Source organism: Kitasatospora phosalacinea (assembly GCF_000717185.1).
Lineage (GTDB): Bacteria > Actinomycetota > Actinomycetes > Streptomycetales > Streptomycetaceae > Kitasatospora > Kitasatospora phosalacinea_A.
In genome coordinates this window covers 17061-35534 of sequence record NZ_JNYE01000019.1, presented here as the reverse complement: position 1 = coordinate 35534, position 18474 = coordinate 17061, and the positions used below count along the sequence as shown (strand labels likewise).

At 70.1% G+C, this 18474-nt stretch carries 9 protein-coding genes and 1 pseudogene; 4 read left to right on the top strand and 6 right to left on the bottom strand.

From position 1 onward, the window contains the following. Positions 1–132 precede the first annotated feature (132 nt). Positions 133–936 (top strand): metallophosphoesterase, encoded by an 804-nt coding sequence (locus OO57_RS10690; protein ID WP_051777131.1) that lies wholly within the window; start codon positions 133–135, stop codon positions 934–936. Between the two features lie 1166 nt (positions 937–2102). Here OO57_RS10690 and OO57_RS10685 read toward each other — a convergent pair. Next, the gene (locus OO57_RS10685; protein ID WP_081973593.1) at positions 2103–2621 is read right to left on the bottom strand and encodes a MarR family winged helix-turn-helix transcriptional regulator; all 519 of its coding nucleotides are present in this window, start codon (positions 2619–2621) and stop codon (positions 2103–2105) included. A 154-nt stretch (positions 2622–2775) separates the two neighbouring features. Here OO57_RS10685 and OO57_RS10680 point away from each other — a divergent pair, with 154 nt between their 5' ends. Continuing rightward, on the top strand, positions 2776–4221 hold the full coding sequence (locus OO57_RS10680) for a DHA2 family efflux MFS transporter permease subunit (protein ID WP_234337298.1): 1446 nt from the start codon (positions 2776–2778) through the stop codon (positions 4219–4221). A gap of 77 nt (positions 4222–4298) precedes the next feature. After that, positions 4299–5168, top strand: a complete 870-nt coding sequence (locus OO57_RS10675; protein WP_033252115.1) for a hypothetical protein — start codon at positions 4299–4301, stop codon at positions 5166–5168. Positions 5169–5234: 66 nt separating this feature from the next. Here OO57_RS10675 and OO57_RS38415 read toward each other — a convergent pair. The 4 genes and pseudogenes from OO57_RS38415 to OO57_RS10655 form a co-directional block, all read right to left on the bottom strand. Next, positions 5235–6740, bottom strand: a pseudogene (locus tag OO57_RS38415) (ISL3 family transposase). Between the two features lie 299 nt (positions 6741–7039). Continuing rightward, entirely contained in the window at positions 7040–8269 is a 1230-nt protein-coding gene (locus OO57_RS10665; protein WP_158715081.1) for a helicase associated domain-containing protein, read from the bottom strand. Positions 8270–9325: 1056 nt separating this feature from the next. Continuing rightward, positions 9326–10975 (bottom strand): hypothetical protein, encoded by a 1650-nt coding sequence (locus OO57_RS39310; protein ID WP_051777127.1) that lies wholly within the window; start codon positions 10973–10975, stop codon positions 9326–9328. An 877-nt stretch (positions 10976–11852) separates the two neighbouring features. Beyond that, a complete protein-coding gene (locus tag OO57_RS10655) occupies positions 11853–14207 on the bottom strand; it encodes a P-loop NTPase fold protein (protein ID WP_033252113.1) in 2355 nt (784 codons plus the stop codon). A 290-nt stretch (positions 14208–14497) separates the two neighbouring features. On the opposite strand from OO57_RS10655, the gene OO57_RS46725 reads away from it, so the two are divergent. Further along, positions 14498–17677, top strand: a complete 3180-nt coding sequence (locus OO57_RS46725) for a hypothetical protein (protein WP_158715080.1) — start codon at positions 14498–14500, stop codon at positions 17675–17677. A gap of 550 nt (positions 17678–18227) precedes the next feature. Here OO57_RS46725 and OO57_RS10645 read toward each other — a convergent pair. Further along, the gene (locus OO57_RS10645) at positions 18228–18416 is read right to left on the bottom strand and encodes a hypothetical protein (protein ID WP_033252111.1); all 189 of its coding nucleotides are present in this window, start codon (positions 18414–18416) and stop codon (positions 18228–18230) included. Positions 18417–18474: the final 58 nt, after the last annotated feature.

The following is an 18474-nucleotide window of genomic DNA, read 5'->3' as shown; positions in this document are numbered from 1 at the left end:
ACATAAGGTGTGCATAAATTACCGGTTGGCTGGCGTACCGTACCGGATCGCCGTCCCCTGGGTCACGCCTGTTACCCGATCGCCACCACCCCATGGCCGCCCGCCCCGTCGGCGTACTGGTAGCGTCCCGCCGTGTCCTCCGCACCCGCCCCGCTGTACGCGGCAGCCGACGTCCACGGCCACCGCGCGGAGTTCCAGGACGCGCTGCGCGAGGCGGGGCTCGCCGACGCGCACGGGCACTGGTCCGGCGGACGGGCCCGGTTGTGGTTGCTCGGTGACTATGTGGATCGCGGGCCGGACGGTATCGGTGTCATCGAGGACATTCGCCGCCTGGCCGCGCAGGCCCGCGACGAGGGCGGCCGGGTGGGCGCCCTGCTGGGCAACCACGAGGTGCAACTGCTCGCCGCGCACCGCTTCGGCGCCGCTCCCGTCCCCGGCTGGGAGCAGCCGGGCGGGTTCCACGGCGGCTGGGCCCGCTTCGGCGGCCGCGGGACGGACCTGCGGCGGCTGACCCCTTCTCACCGGCAGTGGCTCTCCGGGCTCCCTGCCGCGGCCCTGGTCGACGGTCACCTGCTGCTGCATGCCGACACCACCCAGTACCTCGAACTCGGGACGTCCGTCGCGGCCGTCAACGCCGCCGCCGCCCGCGTGCTCACCGGCGAACACCCCGGGGCCTGGCTGGAGTTCAGCAGGCGGATGAGCTCCCGCGGCGCCTTCCGGAACGCCCGGCCGGGCGACCCCCGCGACCCCGTGGCCCTCGTCCTGGACGCCCTGGGCGGGACCCTCCTCGTCCACGGCCACAGCACGCTCACCGGGCACTTCGGCATCCCCCCGCAGGAGGTCCGGGAGCCGCTGCGCTACGCCGGCGGCCGGGTCGTGGCCATCGACGGCGGCGTGTACGAGGGCGGCCGGATCCTGCTCACCCGCCTGCTCTGAGCGCCCGCTGACGGCGGGTTCGACGGTTGCCGCCGTCCGTCCGTCCATCCATCCGCTGTCCGCTGTCCGCTGCCCGTCCGTCGGTGTACCCCGCCCGCTGCCCTCTGCCCGGGGGTGGTGAGTATCCGGTGCAGCCGTTTCGCCGTCGCCCGCGGACGGAAGGCGTAGCCGTTGTGCCCGCCGGGGAGGGCCTCGCAGGCGGTCCCGGGTTCCGCGGCCAGCAGTTGGGCGCACCGGTGCGGCCAGATGTGGGCGGAGTTCTCGCCTGCGGCGGGCACGATCCGGGCGTCCGAGCCTTGCAGTGCGGCCAGGTCGAGCCGGTGGCGGTGGGGGGATGTGGATGTCGTGGCGGAGCAGGAACTCGGCGTTGCGCACCTGTTCGGGGCCTCGCGCCCGCGGTGGGGCGTCCGGTGCGCGGTCGGTCGGGTCGATCCCGGCGAACCGTGCGAACCGGTGCAGTGCGGTGTCGATGCCGTCTGCTGTGAATGTCTCCTCGGCTTCGAGGAGGTCGTGTACGGCCGAGGCCCGTTCGTGCTCCGGCAGGAGTTGGACGGCCGCGGGTTCGTGTGCGACCACTGCGGTGGCCTGGCCTGGCCTGGCCAGGCCGGGGTGGTGGGCGGCGAGCTCCAGTGCCACCAGCGTTCCGAGGCTGCTGGCGAGGACGAGGGCGGGCTCCGCCGTGGGGGAGGACAGCAGCCGGGACAGGTCGTCGGCGTGCACGGCCACTGTCGTCCGCTCCGGTTGGTCTGCTGGGCTGCCGGACAGGCTGCGGCGGTCGTAGGTGAGGACGGTGTGCCGGTCGGCGAGCCGGTCGGCCGGCGCGCCGGTCGCGGCGGCGCCCCCGTGCCCCCGGCGACCAGCACCGGCACCGGCCCCGCCCTGCGGACGAAGTGGCGCGGCCGCGTACCGGGCGCCACCAGCACGGACTCCTGCACGCCTCCCCGCGCCTCTTCCCGTACGGACTCTTGCACGGCTTTCTGCACGGCTTCCCGCGTCTCTTCCCTTACGGCTTCCTCCATCGGACGGCTCCCTCCCGCTCCGGGCCGCCGGGGCTCCGGCGCTCCGGCGCTCCGGCGGCCCGTTCCGACTATGGCCGCACCGCCGCCGCCCGTAGAGCGGAGGGTCCGTCCCAGGAGCGTCGCTCCCAGTCGGCGCCCGCCCGCGGCTCAGTCCTCGTCCCCGCCGCCGTCCCCGCTGTCCTCGCCACCGCTCTTGTCCTCGCGACCGGTGTCGGTGTCCACCGCGGCCCGGATCCGGCCGAGCAGGGTGCGCAGTTGCTCGCGCTCGGTGGCGTCCAGTGTGCCGGTGGCTGCGGCGAGGGCGGCCCGGTCGAGTTCCTCGGCCTCGCGGTGGCGGCGGGTGCCTTCCGCGGTGAGGGTGAGCAGGAACGCGCGCCGGTCGGTGGGGTGCCGGACGCGTTCGACCAGGCCGTCGCGCTCCAGGCTGTCGACGATCGTGGTGGTCGTCCGGGGGGCGTTGCCGACGTGCTCGGCGAGGTCGCGCATGCGCAGCGGCTTGCCCGCGAGGGCTAGGACGCGCAGGGTCCGCAGCCGGGCGACCGAGGCGCCGTGCTCGCGCAGCCTGCCGTCCACGAAGATGCGCAACCTGTGCGTGGTGGCGAAGAGTTCGTCGACCAGGACGTCGCTGCTGCCGAACCGCTGCCGGGCTGCCGGTTCCTCTGCCATGCCGTGCCTTCCCCATCCTCTTCGTCCTCTTCGGAAGCCCGTCGGGGCCGCTGCGGTGTGTTCCGCGGACCCGCAGACTTTCTGAGCATCATCATAGTGAGTATGCTCAGCTTCTATGAGCACCCGCTTGAGCCAGCGCCGTGTCGTGCCCATCATGGCTGTCCTGACCACTTTCATCTGCATCATCGACGGCGCGATCACCATCGTCGCGCTGCCCAGCATCGCCCGGCAGTTCGACCTCACCCCGGCCGCTCTCACCGGGGTCGTCGTGGTCTACCCGGTCTGCCTCGGCATGATGATCCCCGCCTCCGCCTGGCTGGTGGAGCGCTACGGCGGCCGCCGCATGCTGCTGCTGTCACTGGCAGCCTTCACCGCCGCCAGCGGCCTGTGCGGCGCGGCTCCCGACTTGCTTTCCCTGGTCGGCGCTCGTGCTCTGCAGGGTCTGGCGGCGGGTTTGCTCATGCCGACCTCGCAGGCCTTGCTCTTCCGTACTTTCACCCAGGCCGAACAGGTCCGGCTCTCGCGGCTGATGGTCATCCCGCAGCAGATCGCTCCGGCCATCGCCCCGTTGCTGGGCGGTTTGCTGGTCACGAGCCTGTCCTGGCGCTGGGTGTTCTACGTCAACGTGCCCTTCGGTGCCGCGGCGGTGCTGTTCGGGGCGCTGTTCCTGGCCGAGCACCGCGACCACGCCGCCGGACGGCTGGACCTGCCCGGTCTGCTGCTGTGTGCCGCGGCCACCGCGACCTTGATGTACGGCATCTGCGCGGGGCCCGACCTCGGCTGGGACCGTCCGCAGGTGGTCGGTGCCCTCGTGGTCGGCGCGGGCCTGCTCGTCGTCGCCGTCCGGCACCAACTCCGCTCGCCCGTACCGGTGTTGAGGCTGCGTCTGTTCCGCGACCGGCTGTTTCGCGACACCAACCTGATCAGCCTGGTCGGTTACGTGCCGATGATGGGCGCGATGTTCCTCGGCCCGATCTTCATCCAGGAGGCCCGCGGCGGCTCGGCCCTGGACAGCGGCAGCACCACCTTCACCGAGGCGTTCGGCGTCCTGGTGACGATGCAGGTGGTCGGCGCGGTCTACCACCGGGTCGGGCCGCGGCTGATCATCGGCACCGGCCTGCTCGGCGTCGCGGGCGTGATGCTGCTGTTCGCCACCGCCGACGCGAGCACCAGCCTGTGGACGTTCCGCGGCTACATGTTCCTGCTCGGCCTGGCCATGGGCGGGGTCTTCATCCCCACCACCATCGCCTCGTTCAGCACCGTCGACCGCGCCGACGTCGCCCACGCCGCCACCCTCAACACCGTCGTCCGCCAGACCGGCAGCGCACTGGCCCCGGCCGTCGTCACCTCCGTCCTGGTCCTCGGCGCCACCGGCACCGAGCGCGCCCACCCGCCGATGGCCTCCTACCAGCTCAGCTACTACGTCCTGGCCGCGGTCGCCGTCGCCGCCGCCCTCTTCGCCCTCACCGTCCCCGACGGCCCGGCCCGCACCACGACCCCGGCCCCGGCCCCGGCCGCGGGCCGCGCCTCCCGCTTCCTCCGCCCCCGTCCCCGTACCCGTACCCGTCCCCGTCCCGGTTCCCGGCAGAAGGTGGGCTGAGCACCGCCGGCGGGTGGTACCGGCCCCGGGCGGCGCTGCGTAGAGTGGCCGCCCACCCGCCAGCAAAGGACGACGACGTGCCCGAGCGCCCCCGCATCCTGTTCGTCACCGACCTCGCCTACCCGGCGCGCGGGCGCCGCTACGGCGACGAGGACATCCACCTCACCTCGCGCCTGCGCGAGCACTTCGACCTGGCCCTGTGCCACCCGCGGGACGCGGCCGCACTGATGGACGCCTTCGATGCGGTCGTGGTCCGCAACAGCGGTCCCGTCGTGCACTACCGCGGGCAGTACGACGCCTTCCGCCGCCTCGCGGCCGAGCGCGGCACCCGCGTCTACAACCCGCTCACCGGCCGCGGCGACATGGCCGGGAAGGGCTACCTGCCCGCCCTGACAGCAGCAGGCTTCCCGGTCATCCCCACCGTCGACCGCCCCGCCGACCTCGCCCTGCTGCCGCCCGCCGACCGCTACGTCGCCAAACCCAAGGACGGCGCGGACTCGATCGGCCTGACCGTCGTCGACCGCGCCGACCTGCCCCGCCTCGACTGGAACGGCCTGCTCCTGCAACCCCTGGTCGACTTCCGCTACGAGGTCTCCTTCTACTTCGTCGACGACGCCTTCCAGTACGCCCTGCACGCCCCCGACCCCGCCCGCCGCTGGCACCTGACGCCCTACCGCCCGACCCCGGCCGACCTGGCCTTCGCCCGCCGCTTCATCGACTGGAACACCCTCGACCACGGCATCCAACGCATCGACGCCTGCCGCACCACGGCGGGCGAACTGCTCCTGGTCGAACTGGAGGACCTCAACCCCTACCTCTCCCTGGACGCCGTCACCCCGCAGCAGCGCGAGGCCTTCACGGCCGCCACCACAGCCTCCCTGCACCGCTTCCTGGCCGCGGGCAACGGCAGGGGCACGGTTCCGGCCGCCGGGCGCCCGCCGGTGTGACCGGGCGGGCAGGGTCTGTACGGTCATCGGCTCTGGTCCGTAATCGGTGGTGACGGTATGTGGTGATCACGGGAGGAGGATGCGGTGGCGGAGTAGGGGGAAGCCCGCTCGGCCGTGCATCTGCCGCATGATTCGCTTGGTCCGGGTGTTGACGCCTTCGGTTCGGCCGTTGCTGTAGGGGAGGGTGAGCCCGGCGTCGACGCCGGCGCGGTCGAGTTCGAGGCCGATTGCGAAGGAGTGCAGCTGGGGGAGGGCGGCGGTGCGAATCCGGGTGAGCCAGTCGGCGAGTCTGGCGCCATTGCCCTCGGCTGGTGTCAGCAGCGTGGCGAACTCGCGGGAAAAGCTCGCGAGTTCGGCTATCTCGGGCAGGCATGGGTGAGTTCTCGCAGGAGTTCGGTGTCCTTGTCGCGGAGGTTCTCGGGGCGAGTGAGCAGGAGTCGGGCGAAGTGCTTCGGGATGATGACGGGCCTGCCGCCCTCGGCGCGGCCCTGGTTGAGGTAGCGGACCAGGAGGTTCGCGCTGCCGGTGTAGCCCAACTCCTTGATCTCCCTGAGGAGGTGCGTGACGGGTACCGCAGGGCCCCTGGCCCTGCGGGCGCGCAGGTGGCCGCGGTAAGGGTCGACGAGCGTGAGCCTGTAGCGAGGTGCGCGGCGGTCGCCGGTGGGCTCCTTCACGCGGGAGTACCGCTTGACGGTGTTCAGGGCGACGTCGAGACGGCGGGCGCATTCGAGCAGGCCGACACCCTGGCCGAGCAGGTCGTGGACCTGCTTCCAACGCTCTCGGATGGTCTGCTCGCGCATGCCACCGGGTCGGACGGGTTCACGGCGGTGGCCCAGCAGGCGGTGTGGGAGCGGACCTCGACCAGGACCCTGTCGCACAGGTTCGACCAGAGGTGCCACCTGTCGCTGACCTGCACCGCGTCGGGCAGAGCCCGGCGGATCGCCTCGCCGTAGCAGCCGGACCCATCCCGGCAGACCACCTCGATCCCGGGGTGCTCGCGCAGCCACGCGGTCAGGGCCTGGGCGGTGCGGCCGGGCAGGACGTCGATCCGCCCGCCGGTCTCGGCATCGACGACCACGGTCGCGTAGCGGTGCCGGCGCTCGAGGCGAAGTCTTCGACTCCGAGCACGCGCGGGATGCGAAGGGGCGGCAGCGCCTGGCGCATCAGCAGACGAAGGGCGGTCGAGCGGGAGATTGCGCACGTCAGCGCGCGGGAGAGGCGGGCGCCCGCCCGGCCCGCCAACTCCTTCACCACAGAGCCGAGTTGGTCGGAAAGTCGTCTGGTGCGGCGCTGGTAGCGCTCCACGACGCCGGGAATCTGCTCGCGGAACGTCTGCCGCGGGCAGCCCAGCACCGGACACACCAGTCGCCGCAGCCTCACCGACACCACGACCCGCCGGCCGTCCACCGGCAAACCCCCGACCACCCGTCCGTGGAAGCCGTGCACCCGCCCTGTCAGCCGTCCGCACGCCGGGCACGGAACCGGATCGCCCCGAGTCCGGGCCGACACCCGGATGACCTCGCCCTCGTCCGCCACACCCTCGACGACCAGTGCAGACAGCCCCGAAAACACCACGCTGACAACCTCATTGACGTCGTGCACGCCATGCCAACGACAGTCGTCACACTTGGTCACCACCGATTACGTGCCAGAGCCGATGACCGTACAGACCCACTCGGTGAGGGTCGCCTGGGTACTGGAGTACCGTCGGGGTCGACAGGGAAGGCCGTCACCTCACCACCAGCAGTGGGTGACGGCCCCAGGGCCTCAAAGCCGCAGCAGCACCCCACCATCTGGTGCACCAGCGCCGAGCCACTGCCCGATGGCGAACGACCCGATCGACGCCCGCGCCGATGCCCAGTCGATCTCGTTCATACCTGCACCGCCGCTTCCTCGCTCTCCCGCCGGAGAGGGGCAAGCTCCGCTGCCCAGTCGACCCCGGCCCGGCCGAGCAGCCGGAGCTGTTCGAAGGTCAGGCCAGCCCGCCTGGATTTCTGGTTGTTGAGCCACGACCCCAGGCTCAGCAGCACCGTCTCCACCGCACCGTCCTCGGCCCCGGAAGGCACCTCCAGCAGCTCCTTGTGCTGCCTTGGCACACGTGCGTGCCCTTCCCGCACCGCGAACCGCTGCAGGGCCTCCAAGTGTTGCGCGAACCGGTCGGCCTGGGAGATACGGGGCCCGGCCTTCGCCGCCCGCGCCGCGGCCGCCGCGGCAGCCAGTTCCGGATCCTGCTCGATGCCGAGCGTAGCGAGCAGTTCCTGCTGCTCCTCCGCCAGGCTCGACCAGCCGGCCCGCTGCGCCACGATCCACCGGCCGAGTTGCTCGCCCTCAAACACCGTCCCGGCGGGCAGGGCGGGCCAGTCGACGCGGCCGTCGCTCTCCAGCCACCACATCCTGGCGGCGGTATAGGCGCGCTGCCAGGTAACCGGCCAGGCCGGACACCACCACGGGTCGATCGCCTCCAGCACGGCCCGCCGCTCCGGCTCAAGTACACCCTTCTCGCCGTCAGGGACGCTGGCCTGCGCCCGCAGGCCAGCCAGCCAGGTACCAATCGGGTAGCCCTGGATCGAGGCCCGGGCCGGCACAGCCAGGCCCCCGCCGTGCTCAGCGGCCCACTGCCGCGCCCAAGCCAGTCCGGTCTCGAACTTGGCGTCGGACACCGACCAGATCATCCCGACCATATCGAGCAGCAGAACCCGGTAGCCGGGCATGTCGCCACAGACCCGCTCGTACCGACGATCCGAAACCCACCGGCCGAGCGCAAAATTGCCCAGCTCACCGACCATCTGGTTGTAGGGGACCTCCAATGATCCGGTCTCGTCGAACCACTTCTTGCAGTGCTCCATCCCCTCCCTCCAGTAAGCGCTCTCACTCCGGAACACCTGGGTGGAGACGAACAGCGCCAACGCGTCCTCATCCACCCGCCCCTGGAACCGAACCGGCAACGTGAACGCCCCCACCCCGCCCGAACCCCCGCCTTCACCAGCGGAGCCGACCGCCTCAGCGCTGCGCCCCTTGCTGCGCCTGCCGCTGCGCTGCGGCACGGCGAGGGCTTCCAGCATGCGGGCGTCATACGAGCGGATCGCGGTCAGGATCCGCACCAACGGGCCGTAGGAGTTGGAGGCGAGAATGTCCCCAGGCTCTTCTCCGGGCCCGAGTGCTGAGTTGCATCTCGATGTCTGCCTGATGTCTCGCGCTAGTGTCATAGCGCTCGGGCGGGCTCGCGTGTCTGACCTGTGCTGTGAGTTAAGGGACAAGGCTTGTGTGGTGACATCACATGAGAACGAGCCGAGACATCTAATGAGAATCTGCAGCGAACTGCAGTGAGAATCGCAATACGAGAGGCACTCTGACCTGCGGCGTAGTCATGGTGCCCGGCATTGTGGCGCTCTTGACTTTCGGAGTGCCCAGTGGATGGGTGGACGAAGAAACTTGCACGAGCACGGGGAATGCCGCCTGGTAGGGGATGGCACGGGCGTCGGGCGGTGCCCCTGCGTGTGCAGGGAGGATTCGTCGCCCATGGGCGCACTTACCAGCTCGGCGGTGTCGTGGCACCGGGGAAGACTGCATGGCGGCCCATCCAGCGTTCTTCTCGGCTGTGGCACCCCTGCGTGTGCGGGGAAGACGGTGGTGGGGTCCACGGTGACGTCCCGTGCTACGTGGCACCCCTGCGTGTGCGGGGAAGACGCGGGAGGCCGCACCCTCGGGCTAGGCCCGTACGTGGCACCCCTGCGTGTGCGGGGAAGACGCGGGAGGCCGCACCCTCGGGCTAGGCCCGTACGTGGCACCCCTGCGTGTGCGGGGAAGACCCTTTTTGACGTGCTGTGATGTCGTGGCTTTGCTGGTTCTTTGCGGATGGGTGCTTGCCTGAGGATGAGCCTACCTCGCAGAGTCCGTTGCCCGCGCCATTGTCCTGTCGGCCGTGGCAGCCAGCAGAATCGTCTCGGCCGAGGCACTGCTGCTTGTGCGGGGGGTGAGGTCTCCTGACGAGCCGGGTGGCAGAGGTCTGGCCGAGTCATTCCTTTGCTGTCACATCTGCGGTGTCGCAGTGGAGGGAAGCCGGTCACTCAACGAACTTTTCAGCCTTGCCGCTTGGGCTTGCGACGGCGGGGCGCGGGGTGGTGGTGGGAGCGTTCGGGGTATCACGGTCGCCACGCCTACTGGGCGACGAGTCGGTCCAGGAGAGGGTCCGGACCCGGCAGGGTGTTGTCGTAGAGCATTCCCGTCAGTCGTCGGGAGCGGCCGTCGACAAGGAAGGCGAAGGCGCGGCTGACGCCCAACTGGTGTTTTTTCGCCCGCAGGTAGCGGTCCAGGAACACCTCGGCGGCTCTCTGACTGGTCGGATGGGGGACGCTCATCCAGATCAGGACGCTGCTGTCCGCCGGCGTCGTGCCGCACACATGCGCGATGGTGTGCGGTCGGCCGTCGTTCGCCGTCATCGTGCAGACTTTCCGCATGGCGGCGGTGAACTGGCCCTGGCCTTTCGCTGATCCGCCGAGCAGGACGGCCCCGGCTGCAAGCCAGCCCGGCGCCGCCGTCTCGGCGATCGCGTCGACGAACGCGACCAGGTCCGCGTCACCGACCATGGCCGGCTTCGGCGCCGGCACGGGGCTGTCGCCGAGCTGGTACGCGTACCAGTCATCCAGCGGTCCGGTGAGACTGACGATGACCTCGCCGTGCTCGGAGCTTCGGCGGCGCCGTGACGCGGTGGTCGCAGACCCCAACCCGGGCAGTGCGGCCGCGACCGCATCCGGGTCTGGCTCCACCCACAGGCCGCTGGAGTAGAACTGCAGGAAGAGATCGAGCTCGTCGACGGCAACGAACTTCAGGGTCGTCTCCACCCCGGTGCGCCTGCGCAGGTAGAGAAGCAGCTCCGCGGGCCGCGCCACGAGCTCGCTGATGACCCGAAGGTCGTGCAGCGACACCGTCCACGGCAGGTCGCCGGGCGGTAGCAGACCGGCGCGCACCAACTCCGCGGTCACCGTGGTGATACCGGACAGGTCCTCGAGGCTTACCGCCACCGTGTGCGTCTCGCGGACATGCCCGAGATCGATCCACATGCCGTCCCGCAGCCGCAATCCCGCATCCGAGCGAATTCGCTCCCGTAGCCGCTGCGCCTGCTCGGCGGCGTCGGTGACGATACGGCTCAGATCCCGGCGCAGTCTCTGGCCGTGCCCTGCCCGCGCCGCAGGCGTCAGTGCCACGGCCTTCGCCTCGATGATGAGGGCGACATCGTCGACGACGACGAGTGCGTCGGCTTCGACGCACTTGGTGTACTGCGACGGCTCCTGCTGTACCACGCGAGCCTCGGGGTCGGGAACGAAGTACTCGAACCCGCTGTATGCCTCAGCGCCGGGAAAGTGCACGGTCAACAGGCGGGCCGCTTCTTCTTCCAGGTACCGGCCGCGGTGCTTGCTGTAGGCGTCCCACCGGCCTGCATCCTTCAGATCCTGCTCGAGCGTCTCCCGGACAGCTGCAAGGTGTAGGACGTCATGGACCAGCAGGACGCGTCCCGTCGCGTCCCGTAGCAGCGGGTGCGTGCGCAGGGGCGACACACCGGAAAGGAAGCGCAGCGCCATCTCGCGAGGCGGAGCCTGCGCCTCGGGCATGGTGAAGGCATCGACGACAGCCGACACCACACCGGACGACAGGCCCGTATGCCGGCACAAGTCGTCCACACCGAACGCCGCCCCGTCCGCTGGAGCCTTCCACAGCCCCTGTATTGCCGCCTGCACCTGCTCGGCGGCCTCGCGCGCGGAGGCTGTGAGACTGTCGCCCGAACCGCTGCGCACGGCCTCGTCGAGCACAAGAGCCCTCTGGCTGGCGACGCCAGACGCTCCATCCGCGCCTGCCACGACTGTGTCCGCAGCTTCGTGCACGCGTCCAGCACGGCCACGGCTTCTTCCGCGCTGAACCCCAGGACCGCGCGGCAATCCGACTCGACAGCAGGATGGCCGAACAGGTCCCGGAGGGTGTCACGGGCCATGTGCGGATAGGCGACGTTGCGCAGCGTCATTTCACGCACGACCGTGCCCGTTTGCAGCCGGGCCAGCGGGCCGCCGTCCGCTGCCGTGCTGAACGCAGTCACCAGCGCGCCGATCCGCAGACACCGCGCCGCGGCCATGTACACCGCATCGACGACCGCGGCGAGCTCCTGCTGCTTTGCCGACTCGACGCTTGGGGGCTCGTGCCGCGAAGCGGCGATCAACGCCACGAGTTCGATGACGGAGACGATGCTCTCCGCGCCGCCGTCCGGCGACGGCCCGGAGATCGGCAGGGTCCGGATACGCAGAAGCTCAATGACATCCCAACCGTCGTACGGTTCGAGCAACTCCGCCAGGTGATCGACCGCCTGGTCGAGCATGTCACGGGCGGCTGCTCCGGCGGCCTGCACACTGCCGGTGTCGGCAAGCAACTGCAGCGCTTCGGCAGAGGATTCCGCCCAGAGCGCAGGCGAGTCGTCGATGACACCCGAGACGCCGGGCAGCCCTCGGTTGCGTCTGCGTGCCTTCTCCCGGTGCGCGCGCCGCGCGGATTTCGATCCCATGCCGCAACCGTAGAACTGAGCACTGTCACCGGCCCGGCAGCAACAGGGCCATGGAAGCGAAGACTTCGAGTCCCGGCTGGGATCGGCAATAGGACGGCAGAGCGCAGCGGCGCCTGCTGCCTGTCGCTGCCGGGCTGTTACGCGCTGTACACCGGCAGCCCCCATGCCGCCCGGATGTCGTCGAGCATGATCCGTGCGCTGTGCGGTGAGACGGCGAGTTCCTGCCGGGCCTCGGCCAAGCGCTGGGGGCTGCCGTGGCGTCCCTCGTCGGCTGCCTGCGAGCGGAGCATCTCGAAGTTCGTGGCGCCGAAGATCTCCAGGAGGGTCAGCGAGAAGTAGGTGCATGCCGATGCCTCCTGCCACAGCACCATCGCTTCTCCGGGCAGTTGCTGCGCCTGCGGGCCGGTTCCGGCCGAGCCCGCCTGCGCCGCGGAGGGGTTGGTGGCGAGGTTTCGGATCCTGTGGCGGGACTCCGCGCTGTCGCGGTAGAGGGGGGAGTGGAGCAGTTGCACGAGGGTCTGCAGGTCGGCCAGCAGCCGGCCGCTGTCGGCCGACCACTGGTGCGCGGCCATCAGGGTCCGGAAGCCCTCGAGGGTGTCGCCGAGTTCCTCGCATATCACGGCCGGGGCCAGGTCCTTGCGCTCGGAGCGGGTCGTCCAGCGGTGCACTTCGACCAGCCTGCGCGCGTAGCGGATCAGGTCTCTGGGGACGCCGCCGGACAGCGCGTGCAGGAGCTGGACGAAGGGCGGCGTGATGCTGGGGGCCCGGCGGGCCAGCATCTGCTGGGACTCGTCCAGTGTCCGCGGCGGGATGTAGAGCAGGTCGTCGAGGGAGCTGTCGGTCACATCGCGGTGGGGAAGGCCGCGGCGTACGAAGGCCGCCCCGAGGTCCTCCGCCACGGCGAGCAGGAAGTAGACGTTCTCGATACCGAAGACGGACTTGATCTCCCCGAGGAACTTGCGGGCCTGCGCGGTGTTGCCGACCCGGTCCAGCTCGTCGATGGCGATGACGACCCTGGCCCTGCGGAAGTACCGGGGGTGCCAGGCGGCGATATCGGTCAGCAACTCGCGGAACTCCGAGACGAGTTCGGGGAACGTGAGCGGGATTGAGGACAGCGAGGTGGTCTTCGAGTGGCCGAGCGAGGTCTCCTGCGGGCCCGCGACGCCGATGTTCACCGTGGTGCTGGAGCTCTGCACCGTACGGAGCCGGTACAGGTAGCGCTGGCACCGCTGGCTGATCAGCGACTTCGCCGATGTCCTCTTGCGGAACCTGATAGTTGGCATCAGGCGCATGCCCACGACGAGCAGAATCGCCCCTGACCACCAGGGATGGCTCGTCCAGAAAGCCACCGCCCAATCCCTGGAGCAGGACCACCAGTAGCCGAGGTGGTCGACGATCTGCGGCTTCACGTACCGGTCGTAGGACCACCGCACACCCCGGCCCAGCGCGGCCGCCAGCGCGGCGAGGGCCAGAACGAAACTGGCCAGCCACTTCAGCGCTCGCCAAGACCGCTGGTACAGGTTCTGCCGACGCCGCTTGGGGGTGAACACGGCGCTGTCGGAGCCCTCGCCGTAGAACTCCAGATAGCGCTCGCACACTTTGGCGAACAGGCCCAGGAGGAAGTCCTGGGGCGTGTAGTCGGCCGGCGCCTGGACGAACACGGTGAGGTCGAAGTTGTGGCGGGGCCTGACCAGGCAGGACCGCAGAAGCGTCGTCTTCCCGGCGCCCCTGGGGCCGCACACGGCGATGGTGCCGCCCTCGAGCTGGTCCATCTTCTGCCGCAGCAGTTCCTCTGCGGTGCTCGCCACCACGTACTTCGGGGCGTGGACATCCCGAAGGCCCCCGTGGTCCTCCACCCGCAGCAAGGACTCCTGGTCCGGCCCCAGCAACAGGTCGACCTGGGCCTGCAACTTCAGTATCAGGACCGGTTTCAGCGCGTTGGCCCACACCTCGCGGTGCGCATTGCGCGAGCGTTCACGCCGACGATCCCTTGTCCACGCGATGAACCAGGAGGCGATGCTCTCCGCGGACTGCTGCGACTGCGGGCGTTTGCGGACGCACCATATGAACACTGCGACTGCACCCGAGAACGCCAAGAACGCGGGAAAGCCGGACAGGCTCCCATGAGCGAGGAGGAAGTCGGCCAGCAGCCACAGCGGGGCCAGCGACAAGATGGCGGCGCACAGCTTCACCGAACCGTCGACCACCAGGGCGGACCTCGCCCTACTCAAGGCCAAGCGGGCGTTGGCCGCGTCACTGTCCAACCGGCGGTAGGCGACATACTCACCCCTGGTCTGGGCGAGCACGTCACTGACGAACCCCCATGAGCCGGCAACTGACACCAGCCGGTCCTTGGTGACGCTCCTGTGCCCGAAGTTCCTGCTGATCGACTCCTCCGCCAGGCAGGCAACCAGCGCCCTGCCGTAAAAGCGCTCGCTGTCCCTGTGCTCCCAGTCCCAGCGCCCCCACACCGATCCCACGTGCTCGGCCACTCGCCCCCACCCTGCTTCGGACCGTATCGAGAACCTGCCCATCCAGGACGGTCAGCGTACGGCCCTCCCGCCAGAACGAGGCTGCACAACGGGATAGTTGGCTCGTAGTCACCGCTGGAGGCCGGGTACTTCAAGGCCTGCTCCTGCCAGCGGATGCGGCTCCGGTGATGAAGAGCTTTGGATTTGCCTGCCCTGCCTACCAGCTCTCCTCTGTGAAGCGAGCCTGCCGGGTCCTGTCGGTCCCTGGTGGTAGTGATGGACTGCACCGGCGCCGGATAGGGGATCGTGTGATGGCAGACGAGGACGACGGTCTCGATCAGGTGCGCTTGAGTGCGCTGGTGAGCCGGAAGCCGACCCAGTCTCTGCCGCCGCCTCTGGCCGCGGACATCCTGCCGTGCGGGAAGCTCTCGCCGCCCCTCTTCGAGCGGCTGGTCGGCGAGACGATGTGGATAGTCGACGGGATGAACGACATCCGCGGCTACGGGCGCTCCGGCCAAAACCAGGGCGGCCTGGATCTGATCGGCCGCAAGGGCGGAAGCACCCACGTCTACCAGGTCCGCAGGATCGTCTCGCTTAGCCCGGCCGCGCTACGCGAGGCGGTGACCGATTTTGCGGGCCCCCCACGGACGACCACCCCCGAGCCGCAATGGACCAGGCGGCGCTTCCAAGCCGTCCGGTTCGTCCTGGCGGTCGGCTGCCAGGTCGACGACACCGCCGTCGAGGACGAACTCGTCGCCCTGCAGGAGAAGTACCACGACGACCTGCAGATCGACCTCTACGACGCCGCCGCCCTGACCCGCTTCCTGCGGGACCGCCCGACCGTGGTGGGCGCAGTATTCGGCTCCCAATGGGCGAAGGCCCTCTACGGCCTCGAACTGCCGCCCGTGCCGGCACTGCCGAACGCCTACGCCCTTCTCAACGACCCGCTCGAGTACCTGGAGCTGGCACCCGCCTTGGCCAGGGCCGAGGAGACGGCTGCCTCCGACCCGCTCAAGGCGGCCATCTTGATGGCAGACCTCGCCGACATCCTCACCCAGGCCAACTACCGGGCCCACGCCGCCACTATCCACGCCCGCCGCAGAGAACTGCTCCACGCCGGCGGAAGGCCGCACGAAGCCCTCCTGGTATCCGCCGCAATCCTGATGGACCATCACGACAACGGCTTCACAGCGGGGCAGGAACTGGCAGAGGCAAAACGCCTGGCCGCGGACTGCCAGGGAGCCGAAAGACACCTCTACACCGTGCTGCAGGCACTCAACGACTGGTACGTCCACGGCTACGACCTGGGCCCCGTCGTCACCGCCCTCACCGAACTCGCAGACGCCGGCATACGGCCTGCGGGCCGTCTCGCGCTTGCTGTGGCCGAGCAGGTTGTGGTGGAGGACGATCCGCTGGACGACCCCGAGGACCTGCAGGCCCTGTCGGAGCGCATCGCCGATGACCAGCCGGCCGAGATTCGGGTGCGCATGCAGTGCTGCCTGGCAGACCTCGCCATCCGCGCCCACACCCCACCAGCGCGCGCCTATGCCGACCTGGCCTCGCGGGCACTGAGCGGTCGCATTCCCGAGCGGCTCGCATCGCTGGTACTGATGCGCCAGGGCCGGGCCCTGGCCATGGCGGACGAGGGAGCCGAGGCGGTGGAGGCCTACCGCCGAGCGGTCCTGGCGGCGATGTCCGCAGGCCTTGCGGCGGATGCCCGCCACGCCCTGCGAACCATTGCGATGCTCTCGCACCAGTTCTCCTACGGCAGGGACGGCTTCGCCCAGTCCGCGGCGGCCCTGCTGGGAGCCCGCACCATCGGATCCCGCGAAGCAGGACTCATCCAGGGCGCCTACGACCCGGCCATTGGGGCACTGGAGGAACTCGTCGACGACCGGCCCCGTGAAGCCGTCCGGGACGCCCGCCGCTGGCTGTGGCAAGAACGCCTCGGCGGGGCCTTGGCAGACGAGCAGATCGCCCGAAAGCGGCTGGGCGAGGCGTGGGAGCGCGCCGACATGCCGCAGCAGGCTGTACGGCAGTTCATCCTCGCCGGAGAACGGAAGAAGGCGGTCGCCGTCGCCGCGAAGACGGACCAATTCCTCGACACGGGCTGCTTCCTTGAGATCGGGGCCCGGTGGGTGAGAGAAGCCGCTGCTGCCGTACTCGAGGCACAGGCCGACCTCGTCCCCGACCGCGATGTCGAGCAGATCGCCGACGACCTGGCCGGCATCGTCGTCGACGGCCCGCCCGCCGGAATGTCGAGCAGCGACCCGGTCCGCCACGCAACGGGCGCGCTGGCCGCACTCGGCCACCGCCTCCCGCAAGCCGCCCTCACCCGCGTCTGGCCGACCGTCCTGACCTGGCTCCCGAGACAACCCCACCACTACCGCTTCACCGACGACCCGATGCTCGCCCTCTTCTCGGCATGTACCCAAGCTGACCTCACCGAGGCCGGCCAAGCGGTCGACGCACTCTGGGACGCCCTGAAATCCGGCATCCCCCACGCCTCGGCCCACCTCACCGCAGTCACCACCCACCACGACCGCATCAAGCAGGAACTGCTCCAACGCGCCGGCACAGGCGACCTGGACACGGCAGCCATCCTGGCGAGTTGGCGCATCGACGATGCGGCCGTCGAGAACACCGCACGGAAACTCACCGCGAAGCTCCTCGCCGAACCCGTACTGACCCCCGGCGTCATCCAAGGCATGAGCACCTGGCCCGTCCTGTGCGCGGCCCTCCTCACCGTCGTACCCACAGGCAGCAGCACCGCAGGCACCGAAGACGACGATCCCATCGAACAACTACGCGACAAGGCCGCACACCACCTGCTGTCCTGGGCACAGGACACCCGCGACACCGCCGACCGGCGCACCACCGTCCTACGGGCACTCGCCCGACTGGCCCCCGCCCTGCCGTCCGAAACACGCACCGCCATGGTCGCCCCTCTGATCGCCCTGCACACCAATCCGGGCAGCCACCCCATGGACGAATTCGAACAACGCTCCCACCACCCCCTGAGTGCCTTCACCGTCACCACCGACGCCCAGAACCTGCCCGCCGCCGCACTCCATGCCGCCGCCGCGTGCGCCACCACCCCCGAACAGGCCGCCGCCATCAACCGGCTCACCCTGACCTACATCACCGCCCACCCCGGCCCCCCAAGCACAGCCAGCCTTTGTGCCCAAGCCCTCGATGCGACCGACCTGCTCGATCCGGTCCCGATCCACCTCATCGCCGCACACCCCGCCGCACACATGCGCCAGTGCGCGGTTGTCTGCTGGGCCCGCCGCCCCCACGAGGAACCCCACTGGGTACAGGCCTTCGCAAACGACACGAACACCACCGTCAGAGCCAACCTGGCCCACACACTGAGCCGCATGCCTGCCGGCCAACAACAACCCCACGCCCCGATTCTCGACCAGCTCCGCAACGACCGCAGCGCCCGCGTCCGGCAGGCGGTCACCGGACGGTTGCCGGACCGGTCGTGACACCCCTGCGCGTGTGCGGGACCGCAACACGGTGACCCCGGTCCGCCGCGGACAGAGCCGACTGCCCCAGGGGGAGCCTGCAGCACAGCCCGACGAGTCATCATCAGCGCTGGGCCGCTTGCAACCTGGAGCCTCGATGCGCCCGCGGTGAGGTGGTCGTTGCCCTCTTCGGCTGCCGAAGCCAGTGTGGGCGGCGAGGAGATGGAAGCGCCGGTCACCCACTACCTGCTCGGTGCCTCCCGCGCCCTGCTGCCAGTTGCTGATGGCGGCGCTGCAGTTCGGCGTCCCTCGGGTCGGGCTGGCCGTGAGCAGGCCGGTGAGAGCGCCCGATGAGGGCGTGCGGCTGGCGTGCCCGCCTGTTCACCTCCAAGGCACGTCAGGGCGGCAGGCCAAGCGCGGCCGGGCATGAGACCCGGCGGTGAACTCTGGACACGGGAAGCCTCCGCTGTAACCGGGCGAGGCAGAGTCCCGTCTTACAGCGACCCCGAGCCCGGGTAGCGTGACACCGCTGCCCGGGCCGAAAGGGTCATCCATTGGCGTGAGCGGGTGCCTATTCGATGATCGAGTGGAAGAAGACGACGGCGCCGGCGAAGGTGCCTCCTGCGGTCAGCGCGCCGGTGGCCAGTGCGGCTCCGGCCACCACGGTCAGGATGCCGGCGCCGGCAGCGCACAGGGCTCCGAGCAGGAAGATCATGGCGGCGCGCTGGTTGAGCAGCGGGCGCGGCTGCTTGCTGGTCATGGCGGGCTCCCATAGAGGGTCAGGGGGCGGCTGCGCCTGGTGCGCGGTGCCCGTGCAC